15 protein-coding genes are annotated in these 20,642 nt (G+C 55.8%); 5 read left to right on the top strand and 10 right to left on the bottom strand.

The window, feature by feature from the left end:
• Nucleotides 1-4: 4 nt before the first annotated feature.
• The 10 genes from E5Q11_RS12740 to rpmH form a co-directional block, all read right to left on the bottom strand.
• Nucleotides 5-3,154, bottom strand: a complete 3,150-nt coding sequence (locus E5Q11_RS12740) for an efflux RND transporter permease subunit (RefSeq protein ID WP_135803790.1) — start codon at nucleotides 3,152-3,154, stop codon at nucleotides 5-7.
• Between the two features lie 3 nt (nucleotides 3,155-3,157).
• On the bottom strand, nucleotides 3,158-4,252 hold the full coding sequence (locus tag E5Q11_RS12735; protein WP_135803789.1) for an efflux RND transporter periplasmic adaptor subunit: 1,095 nt from the start codon (nucleotides 4,250-4,252) through the stop codon (nucleotides 3,158-3,160).
• A gap of 39 nt (nucleotides 4,253-4,291) precedes the next feature.
• Nucleotides 4,292-4,789: a DUF3833 domain-containing protein gene (locus E5Q11_RS12730; protein WP_191964483.1), complete on the bottom strand. Its 498-nt coding sequence runs from the start codon at nucleotides 4,787-4,789 to the stop codon at nucleotides 4,292-4,294.
• Nucleotides 4,790-4,975: 186 nt separating this feature from the next.
• Complete coding sequence (locus E5Q11_RS12725; RefSeq protein WP_225315035.1) at nucleotides 4,976-7,351, bottom strand: bifunctional diguanylate cyclase/phosphodiesterase; 2,376 nt, start codon at nucleotides 7,349-7,351, stop codon at nucleotides 4,976-4,978.
• A 24-nt stretch (nucleotides 7,352-7,375) separates the two neighbouring features.
• Nucleotides 7,376-8,230, bottom strand: a complete 855-nt coding sequence (locus E5Q11_RS12720) for a tetratricopeptide repeat protein (protein ID WP_135803787.1) — start codon at nucleotides 8,228-8,230, stop codon at nucleotides 7,376-7,378.
• 86 nt (nucleotides 8,231-8,316) lie between these two features.
• Nucleotides 8,317-9,684, bottom strand: coding sequence for a tRNA uridine-5-carboxymethylaminomethyl(34) synthesis GTPase MnmE (mnmE, locus tag E5Q11_RS12715; RefSeq protein WP_135803786.1), 1,368 nt, complete (start codon nucleotides 9,682-9,684; stop codon nucleotides 8,317-8,319).
• Nucleotides 9,685-9,759: 75 nt separating this feature from the next.
• Nucleotides 9,760-11,475: a membrane protein insertase YidC gene (gene yidC / locus E5Q11_RS12710; protein ID WP_135803785.1), complete on the bottom strand. Its 1,716-nt coding sequence runs from the start codon at nucleotides 11,473-11,475 to the stop codon at nucleotides 9,760-9,762.
• Nucleotides 11,476-11,479: 4 nt separating this feature from the next.
• A complete protein-coding gene (yidD, locus tag E5Q11_RS12705; RefSeq protein ID WP_135803784.1) occupies nucleotides 11,480-11,770 on the bottom strand; it encodes a membrane protein insertion efficiency factor YidD in 291 nt (96 codons plus the stop codon).
• Nucleotides 11,770-12,177 carry a ribonuclease P protein component gene (rnpA, locus tag E5Q11_RS12700; RefSeq protein ID WP_135803783.1) on the bottom strand — a complete coding sequence of 136 codons (408 nt, stop codon included), beginning with the start codon at nucleotides 12,175-12,177 and terminating at the stop codon, nucleotides 11,770-11,772. The genes yidD and rnpA overlap by 1 nt, the downstream gene beginning before the upstream one ends.
• Before the next feature lie 15 nt (nucleotides 12,178-12,192).
• Nucleotides 12,193-12,327: a 50S ribosomal protein L34 gene (rpmH, locus tag E5Q11_RS12695; RefSeq protein ID WP_008172542.1), complete on the bottom strand. Its 135-nt coding sequence runs from the start codon at nucleotides 12,325-12,327 to the stop codon at nucleotides 12,193-12,195.
• Between the two features lie 593 nt (nucleotides 12,328-12,920).
• Here rpmH and dnaA point away from each other — a divergent pair.
• The 5 genes from dnaA (at nucleotide 12,921) to gyrB (ending at nucleotide 20,635) form a co-directional block, all read left to right on the top strand.
• Entirely contained in the window at nucleotides 12,921-14,378 is a 1,458-nt protein-coding gene (gene dnaA / locus E5Q11_RS12690) for a chromosomal replication initiator protein DnaA (protein WP_135803782.1), read from the top strand.
• Nucleotides 14,379-14,438: 60 nt separating this feature from the next.
• Entirely contained in the window at nucleotides 14,439-15,542 is a 1,104-nt protein-coding gene (gene dnaN, locus E5Q11_RS12685; RefSeq protein WP_135803781.1) for a DNA polymerase III subunit beta, read from the top strand.
• Between the two features lie 84 nt (nucleotides 15,543-15,626).
• Nucleotides 15,627-16,898, top strand: a complete 1,272-nt coding sequence (locus E5Q11_RS12680) for an ABC1 kinase family protein (RefSeq protein ID WP_135803780.1) — start codon at nucleotides 15,627-15,629, stop codon at nucleotides 16,896-16,898.
• Nucleotides 16,899-17,012: 114 nt separating this feature from the next.
• On the top strand, nucleotides 17,013-18,155 hold the full coding sequence (gene recF, locus E5Q11_RS12675; protein WP_135803779.1) for a DNA replication/repair protein RecF: 1,143 nt from the start codon (nucleotides 17,013-17,015) through the stop codon (nucleotides 18,153-18,155).
• Nucleotides 18,156-18,220: 65 nt separating this feature from the next.
• Nucleotides 18,221-20,635, top strand: coding sequence for a DNA topoisomerase (ATP-hydrolyzing) subunit B (gyrB, locus tag E5Q11_RS12670; RefSeq protein WP_135803778.1), 2,415 nt, complete (start codon nucleotides 18,221-18,223; stop codon nucleotides 20,633-20,635).
• Nucleotides 20,636-20,642: the final 7 nt, after the last annotated feature.

The following is a 20,642-nucleotide window of genomic DNA, read 5'->3' as shown; positions in this document are numbered from 1 at the left end:
CCGATCAGAAACGATCCGGGTGACTGGACTGCGGAGCCGTCGCCATGCCCTGACCACCGGCTGTTTCCCGGGCCTGCTGGTCCAGCTCAACCGCCACCGCGTTACTCGACTTGGCGAAGCGCGCCAGAAGGTTATACAACACCGGGATGATGAACAGGGTCAGGGTCGTGGCGAAAATCAGACCACCCAGAATAACCACACCAATAGACGCCCGGCTCTCGGCGCCGGCACCCGTGGCCATGACCAGCGGTATGGCCCCGAACACGGTGGAGATAGTGGTCATCAGCACCGGCCGGAAACGCAGTATGGCACCTTCCAGAATGGCGTCTGTCACCTCGTAGCCCTTATCCCGCAGCTGGTTGGCAAACTCCACGATCAATATGCCATTTTTCGCCATCAGGCCCAGTAGCATGATGATGCCTATCTGACTGTAGATATTCAGACTGATCCCCGAAAACAGCAGCGCGAACAGCGCGCCGGTGATCGCCAGGGGAACCGACAGCATGATGATCATCGGGTGGATCCAGCTTTCAAACTGGGCGGCCAGCACCAGAAACACAATGACGAACGCCAGCGCAAAGGTGAGATAGATGGCATTTGACGAGTCCTGGAATTCCCGGCTCAGGCCCTTGTAACTGACCCTTGCTTCCGGCGGCAGATTATCCACCGCCAGATTGTTCAGATAATTCAGTGCCGATGCCAGGTCATAGCCATCGGCCAGTGAACCACTGATGACCACGGCCGGTAGCCGGTCAATCCGACGCAGATCCGGGTTCGCACCCACCTCCTTGACCGACACCAGCGCTTCCAGCGGAATCAGTTCACCGCCTTCCCGGGGGCGTAGGAAAATTTGCCCAAGGTCACCAGGGGTTGCCCGGTTGGCGTCTTCTGCCTGCAGAATCACATCATATTCCCGGCCACGATCGAGATAGGTTGTGACCTGTCGCGACGCCAGCATGGTCTGGAGGGTCAGGCCCACATCTTCCACGGTAATATCCAGGTCCGCCGCCCGCTCCCGGTCAATGCTGACGTTGAGCTCTGGTCGGGTAAGTTCGAAGTCGGTTTCCAGGTTCAGCAGATCCGGATTTTCTTTTGCCCGCTCAACAATTTCCTCACTCCAGGCCTGAACCGACGCGTAGTCCGGCCCACCAATCACGAACTCGATGGGCTGGCTGAAACCCCGCTGGCCCAGACCCGGCGGGTTGACGGCTATGGACCGCACTCCTGGCACAGCCGCCAGCTTGCCCCGCAGTTCATTGGTGATGTCCTGCTGTCTCACATTGCGCTGATCCCAGGGCGCCAGACCCATGATCATGAAGGCGTTATCGGCCTCATTCCGCCAGCCGACAATGGAAAGCAGCCGCGTGGCGGCACCATCCTCTATGTAGGGAATCAGCTTTTCCTCGGCCTTTTTCACATGGTGATCCGTGTATTCCACGGTGGAGCCCCGGGGCGCGCTGGTGGGCATGATGATCACACCGCGGTCTTCGGTGGGTGCCAGTTCCTGGGGCAGTTGCGGGAAAATGACCACGGTCAGCAGAATGCCGACCATGCCCAGGCCCAGCAGCAGCCCGGGCTGGCGCAGGGAGAACCGGAGCATTCTTTCATAGCCGTTGGTCAGACCGTTCAGGATCCGCTCGCTGAACGCCCAGAGCCGGTGGCCTTCCTCGGATTCAGGACTGTGCCTGAGCCATTTCGAACACAGCATGGGCGCCAGGGTCAGGGCCACAATACTGGACACCACCACGGCCGCCGCCAGGGTAAAACCGAATTCTGCGAACAACCGACCAACGTTGCCGCCCATGAAGGAAATGGGCACGAACACCGCGATCAGGGTCAACGTGGTGGCGATAACCGCAAAAGCCACCTGACGTGCGCCGCGGTAGGCCGCCAGCAAGGGCGGTTCACCGTCATCAATCCGGCGCTGGATGTTTTCCAGCATCACGATGGCGTCGTCCACCACCAGGCCGATGGCCAGGATGACCGCCAGTAGGGTCAGCACGTTGATGGAGAACCCCAGGGCACCAAGGCCGATGAAGGCACCGATCACGGCTACAGGAATGGTCACGGCCGGAATCAACGTGGCCCGCCAGGAACGCAGGAACATGAAAATAACCAGAATAACCAGCGACACCGAGATCGCCAGGGTGAAGCCAACCTCCTTGATGGAAGCCCGGATAAAAATGGATTCGTCGTAGCTTTGAGCAATGTTCACTTCCGGTGGCAGGGTTTCGCGAATCTCATCCAGTTCGGCCTGAACCAGATCCGACACGGCCACCGTGTTGGATTTCGACTGGCGAATAATCCCCAGGCCTACCGCGGTCTGGCCGTTGAATCGCAGCCGGCTGGTGTCGGTTTCTACCCCCATCTGCACATTCGCCACCTCGCCCAGGCGCAGCAAATCATTGCCGTCCCGACGTACCACCAGATTGCGGAATTCCTCAACACTGGATAACCGGCCCTGGGCACGCACGGTAAAGTCCCGGGTGGACGATTCCACTGAACCGGCCGGCAGTTCCACGTTATTGGCCCGCAGCGCCCGCTCCACTTCGGCCACGGTAATGTCCCGCGCTGCCAGTCGCTCCCGGTCCAGCCAGATGCGAATGGCGTAACGGCGTTCGCCACCAATCCGCACATCCGCCACGCCGTCCAGTACCGACAGCCGGTCCACCAGCACCCGTTCGGCAAAATCACTGAGCTCAGCGCTATCCCAGACGTCACTTCGCAGCGACAGCCACATCATCGGGCGGGCGTCAGAATCGGCTTTTCGCACAACGGGCGGGTCGGCTTCTTCCGGCAGATCGTTGGCAACCCGGGCTACGGCGTCGCGAACGTCGTTAGCCGCTATATCCACATTGCGGGAGGTGTTAAATTCAATGGACGTGCGGCTTTCGCCCTGCTCGGTGCTGGATTCAATCGAGCGAATGCCTTCAATACCGCTGATGGCGCCTTCAATCACCTGGGTGATCTGGGTGTCCACCACTTCGGCGGCGGCCCCCACATAATCGGTGGAAATGGACACCACCGGAGGATCGATATCCGGATATTCCCGCACCGGCAGGCCCCGCAGGGCAGCCAGACCAAACACCAGAATCAGCAGGCTGATGACCGTGGCAAAGACCGGCCGCTTGATGGAAATGTCGGAAAGGATCATCGATCAGGACTCCCGGGCATCGGCGAAGCGGTTGTCGGGAATCGCTGCCGTGTCTTCCACTACCTCGATACGGTCGCCACTGCTGAGACGGTCCTGCCCCGTGACCACCACCAGATCTTCGAGTGTTAGCCCTGTCACCACCTCTACTACGCCCGGCGAGCGGGAGCCGAGCTTGACCGACGTACGTTTGGCGATACCGTCTTCGGCGACGAACACGTAGGTTTCATCGCCCCGGAGCATGACCGCCTGTTCGGGCACAATAAGCGCTTCCCGCTGGCGCAGAGTCAGGCTCGCCGACATGAACTGGCCGGGGCGCAACTTGCCATCAGGGTTATCGATCAGGGCACGAACAGGCAGGGTACGGCTGAGCTCGTTGATGCGGGTGCCCAGCTCTACCAGCTCGCCGTTAAATTGCTCTTCCGGATAGGCGGGAGAATGGCCCTGCACCGTCTGCCCCAGAACAACCTGGCCCAGAAACTTTTCCGAAATGGCGAAACTCAGCTCCATTTTCTGGGTGGAATCCAGGGTCGCCACTTCGGTGCCGGCACTGAGGTAGGCCCCCAGGCTGATGTCGTTCAGGCCAACAACCCCCTCAAAAGGCGCTTCAATACGATGGTTGTCGACCCGGGTCTGGGCGGAGGCAAGCTGGGCCCTGGCTACGTCGGTAGCCGTGCGCAGTTCATCCACCTGGGACTGGGAGATGCTGTTGTTCGCCTGCAGACTCTGGGCCCGGTTCAGCTGTCGCTGGGCATCCGCAAGCGTCGCTTCCGCGACCTGCAGGTCAGCCCGTGCCTGGCGATCATCCAGCCGCAACAGCAGGTCGCCTTTTACCACGCGGCTACCGGCATTCAGATTCTTTTCAACCACACGGCCGCTGACTTCCGTGGTCAGCGACACCTGATTCCGGGCACGCAGGCTGCCCACGGCGCTCACCGAATCGGTGACAATATCGGTGGTCGGACTGACCACATTGACCTTACTGGCAGGGCGCTCCCGCTTTTCTTCCTGAGCCATCTCGGGATTGAACATATTCCAGGCATACACACCGCCACCGGCCAGCACAACCAGCCCCAGCGCAATGATCCATTGTTTTGCCATACTTCAGTTCCGCCTTTTCTCACTTGCGCCTTGGGGTCATTACCGTTTCTGGATTACCAGGACAATTTCACCGACCTCGAAGCCCCATTTGGTCATGGTGGTTTCGTTAATCAGGGTGTCCGGGGTAATCAGATACATCCAGTCGTCCATGCTCACGTCGATGGTATCATCGCCTTCGCCGTAGGCCACCCGGAGCACGTAATTCATATTGATGGCGTTGCCCTGCCAGTTCATGGTGCCCGGTTCTACCACATCACCAGCATCGGCATGCAGCGAGCCATCCTCATTGGGCGTCAGGGTCCATACCCGGGTCTGGACTTCGCCATCGTCAAAACGGAATTCTTCATCCAGCGTACCCACGCCCTGATCGTCCCAGGACGCCGAGATATCAGCATCGAAGGTGCGAATCACTTCGCCGGAGCGATTCTTGACCACACCCCGGGCTGAGAGTTCACCGGTAAAGAATTCCTGTGGGGTAAGGACAGGCTCCATGCCGCTGTAATCATCGAGCCCGGGGCCAGCACATCCCGCCAGCATAACTGTCATTAACAATACCCACAGGCTGCGGCCCAGACCAGACGACAATAGTATTCCCTTGCTTCTTTGCATGACTTTTACACTCCCGCGCTGAATAGACGTTTAATCCGGTCCAGAAATACGCCGGCCGGGGGCAAGCCGATCAGAAACACGGCGCGGCGCGCAACGCCTGCGGCTGTCGAATGGTCAGGTCTCGTCGATTCGGTAGTCCGGGTTGGGCAGGGGCATGCTGAAATACTCGCCCTGGGAGAAATCGATGCCCAGTTCCTGGACCCTCGACTGAACCTCCTCGTTGTGGACAAACTCCGCCACCGTGCGCATGTTCAGGCTACGGGCAAACTGGACGATGCCGCTGGTCACCAGAAAAGCGGTATGGTCCTCGTGAAGATTGCGGATAAGACTGCCATCAATCTTGATGTAATCCACGTTCAGGCTGAGAAGGTGTGAGAAGTTGGAGTAGCCGGTACCAAAATCATCGATGGCAACACGGCACCCGAAAGGTTTCACCTGTTCAATGAAGGCGTCGATGTTGTCATAACTGGAAATACCGTCTGATTCCAGGATTTCGAAAATCACCCGGTCACCGATACCAGAGGATTCAAGAGCCGCGAGTATGCGCCCGACCGTTTCCGGCTCTGCAATATCGCCATAGGACAGGTTGATGGAAAACTCCTCCTTCCGCTCGGCAAAACAGGCAAAGCACTTTACGATCATCAATTCGGTGATGCGCCGGTTCAGTCTCAGCCGGTTGGCAATGTCTACAAACCTGCCGGCACTGATCACACTGCCGTCCGGCTCCACCATTCTTACCAGGCATTCGTATTTGGTTATCCGACCGCTCTGGTTGTCATGAATCGGCTGGAACCAGGGCACCAGGCGGTCATGGTCGATGGCTTCCTTGAGCCGGTTGGCCCAGTAAAGATTGTTCTCGTAATTCTCCTCAATGCCCACATCCGGGTCATACAATAAATGATGACGGCGCTGTTCACGGGCCTGAAGTACCGCCACCTTGGCCTGGCTGACAAGCTGGTCGGCGGCGTCCTCGGCCCGGCGTTCATGACGCATGGCGATGCCGATACTGACATCCACCGCCAGCCGCTGCTGCTGCCAGAGAATCCGGTCGACGGTCACCAGATCACGAATCTTCCCGGCCAGATCATGGGCGTTTGCCGGCTCCATGGCCGGTACCAGTATCCCGAATTCGTCACCGGGCAGGCGGTACACTTTCATTCCTCTTTTCCTGACCCGGCCTGCAAAATCCAGCAGCCGGTTCGCCACGGCGAGCAGAACGTGGTCACCGCAGTCATTCCCGAACAGGCTGTTGATCTGGCTGAACCGGTCAAGATTGATGATAAACAGGGTAACGGCTCGCTGATTCTGAAGATCCCGCAGTAAGCGGGCTCGGTTGGAAAGCCCGGTTAGAGCGTCTGTGTAGGAAGCCTGAAGTTCCCGGATCAATTGTATGATGCGATAGAGCAGGTAGATGCTCAGCAACAGCATCGCTGACACCGTGCCCATAAGAATCCGGTAGTTTATGCGTTCCATGGGCAACAACACGGCGTTGATCTCGCTCTGGGGTACACCAGCGCCGTAAACCATGCCAGCTCTGGTCTGGGCGAAGTAAAGCTCGTAGTCCTGCCCGGTTACCGAGATAGCCCGGGTTGTCAGAATCTCGGTGGTCTCAGAACCCGGCTGGCGCGAGGATTCAGCGGCCAGGTTCTGAGCCAGAATGGCATCGATCAGCGCCTGTTCTTCCAGGCTATCCTCGCCCTGGCTCAGGCTGGAAAGGTTGCGGTTGTTGCGGTCATTCAGAAACGCGAAGCTGTTTTCCGTCACCGTGATACGGCTGATAAGGTCGACGATCTGGTCAGCGCCCCAGGCTGTTGTTGCCATCCCCAGAAGATTGCCGTCTCGGTCATACATGGGGCTTGCCAGGGTCAGCAACGCCCGCTCGGTGTTCAGGTCGAAATAAACCGTTGACCAGAATACGTTGCCAGAGCCGGGGGATTCATTGGCCCATCCCGGGTTCAGGGTGCGACTGTACCAGGGCGCATCCCGGTAATGATCAAAACGCCCGGCCGTGTCCATCAGTTCCAGGCCACCATCGGTGCCCTGGACAAAATAGGGCATGTAGCTGGTATCCGGGTCTGACAACACACCTGGTTCAAACCAAAGCCCGGCGCCTGAAGCCCCTTCGAAATCCTGGAAATGGGATTTCAGCGAATGTTCCAGACGGTCCCGGAGCACAGAACGATCCGTGCCGGGAAAACCGTTCACCACCATTTCATGAAAACTCTCCCCGACGTTGGCCAGGGTGATGGTATAGCTTGCCAGGGCCGACTGACGGGCATTGATTCTGGCCAGGCCGCCAATGACCACTTCACTGATCTGCTGGCGGCGCAGTTCCGAAAGGGCTTCCCGGGAATAGTTCAGGTTGAGGCTGGACAGCATCAGCATGCCCACGATAAACACCAGCAACAATAGCCCCAGCAACCACATGATGGATTGACGGGAAGAAGGGCTTTTCCGGTTATCCCGGCGGCTGGGAAATATCCCCGGCATTAAAGGGCATCCTTGGGCGATCGATCAGATATTGCCTGCAGGTGAACCCTCTCTGTAGCGATCCAGAATCGCCTGCCCTTCCTTATGGCCCTGCCTGGCGGCTTGTTCATACCAGTATACGGCCTGATCCATGTTTTGGCTGACACCGCGACCAGCGGCGTACATCTGACCTAAAAGAAAAGCCGCTTCACCGGATTCTGGGGCAGCTTTACGGGCCCATTCCAGTGCAGTGGCGTAGTCTTCGAACGCGTGAGCAACAACCGCCATGTTGGCCTGGGAACGGACATCACCCTTCTGCGCCGGTTCCAGGCACGCGGCTTTTGCTGCACTGAAATTGCGGATGGTGGTCAATAGATAGCAATCACTGAGCGCCTGGTCGGAGATGGGCGGCTGGAGAGGCTCGGGCTCGGGCTCGGGCTCGGGCTCGGGCTCGGGCTCGGGCTCGGAAGTAGTTTCAGGCTTTACAGCGGGCTCTGGCGCGGTTTTTTCGTCGGATTGGGCGAGCTGCCGGTTTACCCGCGCTTCAAAATCGGCAACCTGCTGCGGGCAGGAATAGGCGTAACCCGTATTGAAGCGTTCCAGTGCCTGTTCCGTGGCTGGCTCAGTAGCGTACAGCGTGGCAACTTCCCGGCAACGCCGGTCGCGTTCCTGGCGCACATTTTCGAGCACAGCGTCGCGCCGATTATCACCCTGGTTCTCGATCAGGTAATCCGTCAGCGGGTCAATGAAAGGTTGTTTGAACAGGGCCTGTTTTTCTGTCTGATATTGGCCGGTCTGATCAGGGTTTCCTGCGGGCACATCGGCGGTGCGGTAGTTATCAATAACCGAGCAGCCACCCAGAAACAGACTGAGAAAAAGAAAGGAATACGGATGATACATCTAAACTCACTGGCCGTTTTCGGCAATCAATCGGAAAATCAGTTTTACACGGAAAAAGACAGGTTCAAACTGTTTCTTTTAATCGTTCACTTACCAATGCAGAAACTGCTGAAAATTTTGCCCAGAAGGTCATCCGGCGTCAGTGCACCGGTAATTTCCCCCAGGGCATCCTGAGCAGCGCGCAAATCTTCGGCCAGCAACTCACCCGCGCCATAGCCCTGGAGCTGGCTTTCACCCTGAAGCATTGAAGCTTTTGCCCGTTCCAGAGCATCCAGATGCCGGCGGCGTGCCAGAAAACCGCCTTCGGTCGTGCTGGCAAAACCCATACAGGCCTTCAGGTGATTCCGCAGGTCTTCAAGGCCATCGGCTGATTTTGCGGCAATCCGGATAACCGGCGCTGCATCGCCCTGTTGCTCAACGCCAACGGCTTCACCCGTCAGGTCCACCTTGTTACGAATCACCGTCAAGGGCGCGTTATCCGGGAGCTGATCGATGAAATCGGGCCATAGCTCCAGGGGCCGGGTTGCGTCTGTAGTCGTGGCATCCACCATCAGCAGAATGCGATCAGCCTGGCGGATTTCGTCCCAGGCGCGGGCAATGCCGATCTGCTCTACCTCGTCCGGGCTATCCCGCAGACCTGCAGTGTCAATAATATGAAGGGGCATACCATCAATATGGATATGCTCCCTCAGAACATCCCGGGTGGTACCTTCCACGGCTGTAACAATGGCGGCCTCTCGCCCGGCCAGGGCGTTCAGCAGGCTGGATTTTCCGGCATTGGGCCTGCCAGCAATGACCACTTTCATGCCTTCACGTAGAATGCTGCCCTGCTGGGCCTCCGCCAGAATGGCGTTCAGATCATCCAGCAGACGATCAAGATCGTTGGCCACTTTGCCATCGGCCAGAAAATCGATTTCTTCTTCCGGGAAATCAATGGCTGCCTCGACATAAATCCGCAGGTGGGTGACTGCCTCAACAAGGGCATCAATGCGACGTGAGAAAGCACCCTGCAGGGATCGCACCGCGCACCTTGCAGCCTGTTCTGAACTGCTTTCGATCAGGTCGGCAATCGCCTCGGCCTGGGTCAGGTCCATTTTGTCGTTAAGAAAGGCCCTTTCGGAAAATTCTCCGGGCCGGGCCAGTCTTGCGCCCAGATCGCAGGCAGCTCTGAGCAGTATGTCCAGAATAACGGTGCCACCATGACCTTGCAGTTCCAGTACATCCTCACCTGTAAATGAATGGGGATTCGGAAAGAACAGGCCCAACCCTTCATCAATGAGCTGGCCCTGATGGTCGTGGAAAGGACCATAGTGTGCATAACGGGGCCTTGGCGCAAAGCCCAGCATGGTTTCGGCAATCGTCCGGGCCTTTGGCCCACTGATCCGCACAATCCCGACGCCGGACTGGCCGGGCGCGGTCGCGATGGCAGCAATGGTATCGGTGACATTCTGCATGGACGTCTATTCCTGAAACAGCAGAGGCCCCTGAATAAGGAGCCTCTGAAACTGGGTTGGAGCCAGGGTGGTACGTTAGCTCTTCTTGGCGGCCATTTCCCGTTCAATCTTACGGGTAATGTACCACTGCTGGGCAATGGACAGGATGTTGTTGGTCAGCCAGTAAAGAACCAGACCGGCCGGGAACCAGAGGAAGAACACCGTGAAGACGATCGGCATCATCTTCATGATCTTGGCCTGCATGGGATCTGGTGGTGTCGGGTTCAGGCTCATCTGCAACATCATACTGGCGCCCATCAACAGCGGCAGAATGAAGTAGGGATCCATCACTGACAGGTCATTGATCCAAAGCATGAACGGCGCATGGCGCAGCTGCACGCTTTCGAACAGTACCCAGTAAAGGGAAATGAACACCGGCATCTGCACCAGTATCGGCAAACAGCCCCCAAGCGGGTTGATCTTCTCCTTCTTGTACAGCGCCATCATTTCCTGGGACATACGCTGACGGTCATCACCGTATAACTCTTTTAACCGGGTCAACTGCGGCGCTACTGCCCGCATTCTGGCCATCGAACGGTAGCTGGTGGCCGACAGCTTGAAGAAGACGGCCTTGACCAGAACTGTCAACAGGATGATGGCCACACCCCAGTTGCCAACCAGTCCATAGAACCAGTCCAGTACAATGAACAGTGGCAGGGCGATGAAAAACAGGAACCCGAAATCGACCGTCCGGTCCAGATTAGGGGCGACGTTTTCCAGCCGCTCGATAATCTTGGGACCAACATAGGCGCGGGCAGACACTTCGCCGGTTTCGCCCGGGGCCACCGAAGTAGCGGGATAGACAAAACCCATCACATGCAGATTGCCGCGGCGGGTACTCTGGAACTGCGCGGCCTGGTTCTGTTCTGGAACCCAGGCAGACAGGAAGTAATGTTGCAGGAAGGCAATCCAGCCATTGGTGACGGAACGGTTGACCGGCTCTTCCTGAAGGTCGTCAAAATCGTATTTCTCGTAGGGGTCGTCGGAGGAGCTGATGACCATGCCCAGAAAAGCTCGGATACCCAGGCTGTTCTGTGCGGTTGGATCAGGCGCCTGATCACGGACAATCTTTCCGGTCATGTTCGCCTGCCAGGGCTCGGACGACTGGTTATCGATCAGATAACGGACATCAATTTCATAGCTATCCCGGGCGAAAACGTACTGTTTGGTAATCTTCACACCGGCTTCCGTGGTGAGCTCCAGATTGACGGTTAGTGAGTCCTCACCTTCTTCAAGGACGTACTCACTGGCAGAGGCCTGGTAAACGGCTCGCTGTTGATTACTACGGCTATCGACACCATCCCGGCCGATCAGTCCGCTTTCCATGATGTAGGTGCGTTGGCTGGTATTGGTCAGCACTCGCAGCGACTCTTCGCTGTCCAGAGAACGGTCATACTGGAGCAGAGAGGTCTCAATCAGGTTGCCGCCAACTCGGTCAATGGTCAGCTGATAGACATCGGTTCGAACGGTAATAAGCTGATCGCTGGTTGTCACCTCAGTGTCAGCGCTGGACTGGATGCGGGTGCCATCCTCGGGGGTGGAAAACTCTTCAGAGGCAGATCCGTTTCCGCCCGCCTGGGAAGAGGATTCCGGCAGGGTCAGATTATCCGTATCGCCGGAACTGGAAATGGTTTCCTGCTGCTGGGCCATCTCGGTCTGTTGAGGCTGGTTATAGTCTTCGTTCCAGGCAAGGATCATCAAGTAACTGACAATGGCAAGACCGGCATAAATTACAATGCGTTGAATATCCATACACTTAGCGTTTTGTCTGGTTGGGAATATGGGTTTGGCCAGCCGGCTCGCAGCAATGGTCAGGTGTTAATGCGCGATCGTCAGTGCCCGGTACGGGATCATAACCGCCTTCGGCCCAGGGATGACACCTCAGAAGCCGTTTTATTGTTAGAAAGAGACCTTTCCGCGCACCGTGATGGCTGATCGCCTCTACGGCATATTGCGAACAGGTAGGGTAGTGGCGGCAATGGCTGGCCATCATCGGACTGATGGCATACTGGTAAAATCGGATGGGCAGGAGCAAGAGTTTGCGCATTAACCCCTTCCTTTGACGACTTCCGGTCGGTGTGTTGTTGCCTGGGAAACATAACCGCGATGCTTTCTGATCAGTCGGGACCAGAGATCGTCCAGTAATTCATTCAACACGGAATTTTCGATGTCCGCTAAGCCCCGGCGTCCCAGAACGACTATGTCGAGGGCAGGGAAGTCAGTTCGTAACCTGAAGGTTTCTCGAACCCGACGTTTTACTCGGTTCCGTTGAACAGCATGTTTTAGATTTTTTTTTGAAAACACCAGGCCAATTCTGGCTCGGCCCTGGGAGTTCGACGTTGCCAGAATCAGGAAATTCCTGTGGGGAACCCTGATCTGGACGTCATCGAAGACTCTGGCGTAATCCCTCGGTGTCAGTAACCGCGACGATTTGGGAAAGCTCAAAGCCTTCATCAGGCAAACAGTGCGTTACGCGGACAGACGGGCACGGCCTTTGGCACGACGGCGCGAAATTACTTTACGGCCGTTTGCAGTTGCCATGCGGGCACGGAAACCGTGAACACGCTTACGCTTCAGTACGCTCGGTTGAAACGTTCTTTTCATGATGTCGATCTCACAATACGGGTTAAAAATGTCATGGTTTGGCTGGAAAATGAACAACCAAAACAGGAGCGGCATTCTATGCAATGCAGGAAGGGAATTCAATGATTAATACACTTCGCTGATTGAGGGCTGGTGGTCTGTCCGAGTAATTACATCATTAGGTTTTTTTTAATTCCTTAAAAGATTACTACTACTGTTATTACAGGGGCGGTTTTCTGTGGACAGCTTGAAAATAACCCGAAATTACGACCAGTTGCGTCTGTCTGAACCCTGTTGGTAAGTGCTCCTGAGGGCTGTGGACCAGACCCGCACCGATTGTGTATAACCCGAATATCTAACCGGGAGGTTTTTTATCCACGGAAGTTTGCAAGGTTCTACACAGGGCTTAGCCCGTTCCACGCACAGGCAGTTGTGTATAAGTTTTTTTCTGGAATTTTCTGTACACAAGCCTGTAGGTAAGTCAGTAAAATATTGAAAAATAAAATTAAAGATTTCCACAGGCTGTTTATTAATACTGTTTTGCTCTTTCACTCCCGGGGGCTGCAGGTTAGAATTCTCGGTCACGATTTTTAGGCATTGGAGGCAAAACTGTCGTGCCGAATAAACTCTGGCATCAGTGTCTGGAAGTGCTTCGGGATGAGTTCCCCGCCCAGCAGTTCAATACCTGGCTAAGGCCATTACAGTCCGATCACCGCGAGGGGCAGCTTATGCTGTTTGCGCCCAATCGCTTTGTCATGGACTGGGTGAATGAAAAGTATCTTCGGCGCATCGAGGAAGTTCTGAAAGACCTTGAAGGGGGTCAGGCACCCAGGGTTGGTATGAAAGTTGGGTCTGCGCCCAAAGGGTCAGAATTAGTAATGCGCTCTGAAACGGCGCTCAATGGCAGATCGGCGGAAAATGAGACCGCCAACAATTCGGTGACGGAAGAAGAAAGAGGCATCGCAGAGACGGCATCGGCGACAGTTGCAAGGAGCCATAGCCGCAACGGCAGCGCACGACCATCGGTGCAGGTGGAAGGCGACATCAAACATCAGAGCTTTCTGAACGAAGGCTTCACCTTCGATACCTTTGTCGAGGGTAAATCCAACCAGCTGGCCCGGGCCGCGTCCATGCAGGTGGCCGAGAATCCCGGTGGGGCCTATAACCCGTTATTTCTTTACGGCGGGGTTGGTCTGGGTAAAACCCACCTGATGCATGCCATCGGTAACGAGATTGTCCGTCGGAACCCCAGGGCGAAAGTGGCTTACCTCCGGTCAGAGCGATTTGTTGCCGATATGGTCAAGGCGCTGCAGTTGAATGCCATTAATGAGTTCAAGCGTTACTATCGCTCGGTGGATGCCCTGTTGATCGACGACATCCAGTTCTTCGCCCGCAAGGAGCGTTCGCAGGAAGAGTTTTTTCATACCTTCAATGCGTTGCTCGAAGGCGGTCAGCAGGTGATCGTAACCTGCGATCGGTTTCCCAAAGAAATCGTAGACATGGAAGAGCGGTTGAAGTCCCGCTTTGGTTGGGGTCTGACGGTGATGGTCGAGCCGCCGGAACTGGAAACCCGGGTGGCGATCCTGATGAAAAAAGCCGAGCAGGTGAACGTGAAGCTGAGCAGCGAAGCGGCGTTTTTTATTGCCCAGAAGATCCGTTCAAATGTGAGGGAGCTTGAAGGGGCGCTTCGCCTGGTGATAGCGAATGCTCACTTCACGGGATCGGAAATTACGCCGCCGTTTATCCGGGAAAGCCTGAAAGACCTGTTGGCGCTGCATGAAAAGCAGGTCAGTATCGACAACATACAGCGAACCGTCGCGGAATATTACAAGATCAAGGTTGCGGACCTGCTTTCCAAACGTCGTACCAGAACTGTGACCCGCCCGCGACAGGTTGCCATGTCGCTGGCAAAGGAACTGACTAACCACAGTCTGCCGGAAATCGGTGACGCGTTTGGCGGGCGGGACCACACAACGGTACTACACGCCTGTAAAAAGATTATTGAACTCCAGGAAACAGACCCGGGTATCCGGGAGGATTATCAGAACTTTATGCGGCTACTGACAACCTGACATCCGGGTTTCCGGTTAGCTGATACACATTCACCGTCCAATAAAAGAATGCTGAGTGCCATGAAACTGACGATCAGTCGTGAATCCCTGCTTACACCGCTGCAATCCATTGCGGGGGTGGTTGAACGAAAACAGACCATGCCGGTGCTGTCCAATGTGTTGCTGGTGGCGGAGGACAATACTCTGACCCTCACGGGCACCAATATGGAAGTGGAGCTGGTGGGCCGGGTAAGCCCGGTGCACGTTGACCAGCCCGGTCGGATTACCGTTCCGGCCCGCAAGCTGTCTGACATTTGCCGTGCCCTGGGTGAGGAGGCGCCGATTGAACTGGCGCTGGAGGGCGACCGGCTGCATCTGCGTTGTGGTGCCAGCCACTTTACGCTGTCTACCCTGCCCGCTGAGCACTTTCCCAATGTAGAGGACGAGGAGGAAAGTTTCCGCCTCGAGCTACCACAGAAAGAGCTGAGCCGGATGCTGGATGCCACAGCTTTCGCCATGGCTCAGCAGGATGTTCGGTACTACCTCAACGGTCTGTTATTGGAGGTCGACAAGGATCACGTCCGGACGGTTGCCACAGACGGCCATCGGCTGGCCATGGCCCATGTAAACCTCGCCACAGGTTGCCCGGAGCCAAGACAGGTGATTGTCCCACGTAAGGGTGTCCTTGAACTGGCGCGCCTGCTGGATGACGTGGAAACTCCGGTGACACTGGTGATAGGCGATAACCACCTGCGTGCAACGGTGGGCGCCTATACCTTTACCTCGAAACTGATTGAAGGCAAGTTCCCGGACTACAACCGGGTCATTCCCCGGGGGGGCGACAAGGTCGTACTGGCAGACCGGGCGACGCTGAAAAATACCCTTCAGCGCGCGGGTATTCTGTCTCATGAGAACATCCGTGGTGTTCGGCTGAATCTGGCGCCGAACGAGCTGGGTGTGTTTGCCAACAACCCGGATCAGGAACAGGCTGAAGATGCGCTGCCGGTTGAGTATCAGGGTGAATCCCTCCAGATCGGTTTTAACGTGGGCTACCTGGTGGATGTGATGAACGCCCTGGAAGACGATCAGGTGAAAATTACCCTGGCCAATCCCAACAGCAGTGCACTGATTGAGTCGGAAAAGGACAATCGCTGTCTGTATGTTGTGATGCCGATGCGGCTCTAGTTTCAGTAAGAGCGCTTCAGGGATTGTGGGGCTTGTTGCTAACGGATGACATTTTTGTCGATCAGGAATTCAAGGAAAACGATTATGGGAACGGTGACCAACAGTCTTAAAGGCGCCTTTCGGATCGGGCAGACCGTGTCGGTGCTCGGACGCACTGGAATCAACTGGGTTCGTGGTGAACGGCCGCCGGCGCCAAAGTTGCTTCGGCAGACGTTTGAATCACTGGGGGCAACCTACATAAAGCTGGGTCAGTTCATCGCCAGTTCACCGACTTTTTTCCCCAAGGCCTACGTGGAAGAGTTCCAGCACTGTCTGGATCGTACCCCCAGTCTGCCTTACAGCGTGATTCGCAAGATTATTCGCGATGAATTGGGCCGGCCGCTGGAAGAGGTCTTCTCTGAGATTGATCCGGTACCTCTTGCATCAGCATCTATTGCCCAGGTACACCCGGCAAAACTGGTGACCGGGGAAGAAGTCGTGATCAAGGTGCAGAAGCCGGGGGTAGAAAACATTCTGCTGACCGATCTCAATTTCCTGTACTTGTCCGCAAAGGTTCTGGAAACCCTGGCTCCGAAACTGTCCTGGACATCCATGTCCGGTATCGTTGAGGAGATCCAGCGGACCATGATGGAAGAGTGTGATTTCATCAAGGAAGCGAACAACCTGAGGGTATTCCGGGAATTCCTGCACAACACCCATAATGAAGACGCTACCGTTCCCAAGGTTTACGAGGTGGCCAGCACACGGCGAATTCTGACGATGGAGCGGTTCCATGGGGTTCCGCTGACTGATCTTGAAAGCATTCGGGGCTATGCCCGTGATCCGGAACGCACCTTGATTACGGCCATGAATACCTGGTTTTCCAGCCTGACCCAGTGTGAATTTTTCCATGCAGACGTCCATGCCGGAAACCTGATGGTATTGAAAGACGGACGGGTTGGCTTTATTGATTTTGGTATTGTTGGCCGGATACGACCGGACACCTGGCAGGCGGTGAGTGATTTCATCTCATCGGTGATGGTTGGCAACTTTGACGGTATGGCAGATGCCATGATCCGGATTGGTATAACCCATCAGCGTGTGAGCGTCAGCGATCTGGCGGCGGACCTGAGAAATCTTTACCAGCAGATGGACCGGATGGTACCGGACGATGTTCCGTATTATGCAGAACAGGCGGATGACGACGTGAACAATATCCTCATGGATATGGTCCGTATCGGCGAAGGGCATGGTCTGCATTTTCCCCGCGAGTTTGCACTCCTGCTGAAACAGTTCCTCTACTTTGATCGTTACGTTCATATTCTTGCACCAGAGATGGATGTGTTCATGGATGAACGACTGAACATGCTGCACTGAACCGGGCAGAGTGATCGCGTTTGAAAGTGCGGTTTTGTACACTGGGGCAGCGACGCCGAAGGGCTCGCTGCCTTTTTTATGTCAGCTCTGGCATTGTTGAGATTCCCGGGACCTATGGCGCTTGTAAAACTTCAGACAGAACATTTCCGGAATCTCCAGGGCGCCCCTGTCAGTTTTTCCCCTTCGATCAATCTTCTGTTCGGTGAAAATGGCAGTGGTAAAACCAGTATCCTTGAAGCTATTGGCTACCTTGGCCTGGGCCGGTCCTTTCGGGTTAGTCGTCATCAGGCCGTCGTTAGCCACGGTGAACAGAAGCTCACGGTTTTCGGCGGGCTTGATCGGGGTCATGAGCAAAGTCGACCCTGGTCGGGCGCTGATCCGGAATCCTCAGACAAAGTCCGGCATCGCCTTGGCATCTCACGGAATATCACGGAAAAAGAAACCCGGCTGAAGGTAGACGGTGAACCCGTGAGGAACATGTCTGCGCTTGCCAGGTTTCTGCCGGTGTCGGTCATCGATCCGGGGGTTTTTGACATAGTGGCTGGTGGTCCGGGTAAGCGCCGTCAGTTTCTGGACTGGTCAGTGTTCCACGTGGAACCTTCTTTCGCGTCTTTGTGGCAACAATGCCAGAGAGTCACATCGCAGCGGAATCAAATCCTCAGAAATGGTAGACTGGACGAATCGTTGATGAAGGTCTGGGATGCCCAGTATGTGGAGCTTTCTGCCGGTATTACCCGGGCAAGAACCCAGGCCTTCCAATTGTTTTCAGATGCCTTCTTTCGACTGGTTGGTGAAATCACCGCACCCTGGGTAGAGGGCCTCAAACTGGATTTTTATCCCGGATGGGATCAGAGCCAGTCGTTGCTTGAGGTACTGAAAGGACATCGTGAGCAGGAATTGAAAATGGGCCATACACTTTATGGCCCGAACAGGGCAGATATCCGGCTTAAATTTCAGGGAAGACCCGTTGCTGAGACTTTTTCCCGCGGTCAGCAGAAGACCCTGGTGATACTGATGAAGATTGCCCAGGGCATGGTCTTGGCCGACCTGCAAAAGCAGGTGACCTTTTTGCTCGATGATATCAATGCCGAGCTGGATACTGGCCACCGGGCCATGCTGGCGCAGAAGCTTGATGAGCTGAAATGCCAGGTTTTCGTGACCTCAATCGAGCCGCCCAAGCCAGAAGAATTATGGCAACAACCGTTGCCCGACTACAGAGTGTTCCACGTGGAACATGGAAAAATGACGGAAGAATAAAACCCGGATGATTCCGGATAGTGACATCGGGATCAAACGGGACTATCACCCTCAGGAGTTTCTGAATGAGCGAATCGAACTATAATTCCTCCAGCATCAAGGTTCTGAAAGGACTGGATGCCGTACGTAAGAGGCCGGGCATGTACATCGGTGATACCGATGATGGAACCGGCCTGCATCACATGGTGTTTGAGGTAGTCGATAACTCCATCGACGAAGCGCTCGCAGGCCACTGTTCTGAGATTGGCATTGTTATTCATCCGGATGAATCGATTACCGTGCGGGATAACGGCCGTGGGATTCCGGTAGATATCCACGAAGAAGAAGGGGTGTCTGCCGCCGAGGTCATCATGACCGTACTGCACGCCGGTGGTAAATTCGATGACAACAGCTACAAGGTATCCGGCGGCCTGCACGGTGTCGGTGTTTCAGTTGTAAACGCCCTCTCCTCTTCGCTTACGCTGACCATCCGCAGGGATGGAAAGGTCTACGAACAGACCTACAAGGAAGGTGTACCCCAGAGCCCGCTAGCGGTCGTAGGCGACACCGACGCCAGCGGCACCAAGGTTCATTTCAAGCCCTCGCCACTGACCTTCACCAACATCGAATTCCACTGGGACCTGCTGGCCAAACGAATCCGGGAACTGGCGTTTCTCAACAGTGGCGTGCGTATCCGATTGCAGGACGAGCGCTCGGGCAAAGAAGAGATATTTGAGTACGAGGGCGGCCTGAGGGCTTTCGTAGAACACCTGAATACCAACAAGACACCGATTAACCGGGTATTCCACTTTATCAAGGAGCGGGAAGACGGCACGGTTGTCGAAGTGGCGATGCAGTGGAACGATGCGTTCTCTGAAAACATCTACTGTTTTACCAACAACATTCCGCAGAAAGACGGCGGTACCCACCTTGCCGGTTTCCGCGCTGCCCTGACCCGCTCCCTCAATAACTATATCGAGAACGAAGGCCTGGGCAAGAAGGCCAAGGTTTCCACATCCGGTGATGACGCCCGGGAAGGCCTTACGGCGATCATCAGCGTGAAGGTGCCGGACCCGAAGTTCTCGTCACAGACCAAAGACAAGCTGGTGTCATCGGAAGTAAAAACGGCCGTCGAGCAGGAAATGTACCAGTACTTTGCTGATTTTCTTCAGGAGCAGCCAAACGAGGCCAAGCTGATCGTCAACAAGATGATTGAAGCTGCCCGCGCACGGGAAGCTGCCCGAAAGGCTCGGGACATGACCCGCCGTAAAGGCGCCCTGGATATTGCCGGCCTGCCCGGTAAGCTTGCAGACTGTCAGGAGAAGGACCCCGCTCTTTCTGAACTGTTCATTGTGGAGGGTGATTCTGCCGGCGGCAGCGCGAAACAGGGCCGTGATCGCAAGACCCAGGCAATTCTGCCGCTGAAAGGTAAGATCCTGAACGTTGAAAAAGCCCGTTTTGACAAGATGCTGTCATCCGCGGAAGTGGGAACACTGATTACCGCCCTCGGCACGGGTATTGGTCGTGAAGAATTCAACGCCGACAAATTGCGCTATCACTCGCTGATCATCATGACGGACGCCGATGTGGATGGCTCCCACATCCGCACCCTGCTTCTGACCTTCCTGTTCCGTCAGATGCGGGAACTGATTGAACGAGGCCACGTATTCATTGCCATGCCGCCCCTGTACAAGGTCAAGCGCGGCAAGCAGGAACAGTACCTGAAAGACGAGAAAGCCAAAGAGGCCTATCTCACCCAGACCGCCCTGGAAGGCGCCCAGTTCTTTGTGAATGCCGATGCGCCACCCATCAAGGACTCCGCACTGGAAACCATGGTGAAGGACTACCAGGCGGTCATGAACATGATTTCGCGCCTATCCCGCGCTTACCCCGCCAAGGTTTTGGAGCAGATGCTTCAGAACGTCACCCTCAAAATGGATGACCTCAAAAACGAAGAAACCGTTGCCCGTTGGGCAGCGCGACTTGGTGATGGTTTGCACCTGGATACTCGCACCGGCACCAAATACACCTTCTCGGTGACCAAGGATGCTGAGCGTCATATCTATCTGCCGAAGGTGACAATCTACGTACACGGTATTGCCCACGAGCACGTGTTCAGCCACGAGTTCTTTGATTCAGCTTCCTATACCGCCATTGCACGGATGGGTGAAACCCTGGATGGACTGGTTGAAGAAGGCGCGTTTATCCAGCGTGGTGAGCGCAAGCAGGCGGTACTGTCGTTCGAGGGCGCGCTGGACTGGCTGATGAAAGAGGCCCAGCGCGGCCTGGGTATCCAGCGCTATAAGGGGCTGGGAGAGATGAACCCGGAACAACTGTGGGAAACCACCATGGATCCCGAAACCCGCCGCATGATGAAAGTGACGATCGAAGATGCTATTGCCGCCGACCAGATCTTTACCACCCTGATGGGCGACGATGTGGAGCCCCGCCGGCTGTTTATCCAGAGCAATGCCCTGGAGGTAACCAACCTGGACGTATAAGCGTCCA

It is taken from the genome of Marinobacter confluentis, assembly GCF_004785685.1.
Classification (GTDB): Bacteria; Pseudomonadota; Gammaproteobacteria; order Pseudomonadales; family Oleiphilaceae; genus Marinobacter; species Marinobacter confluentis.
This window is presented reverse-complemented; position numbering and strand designations above follow the sequence as displayed.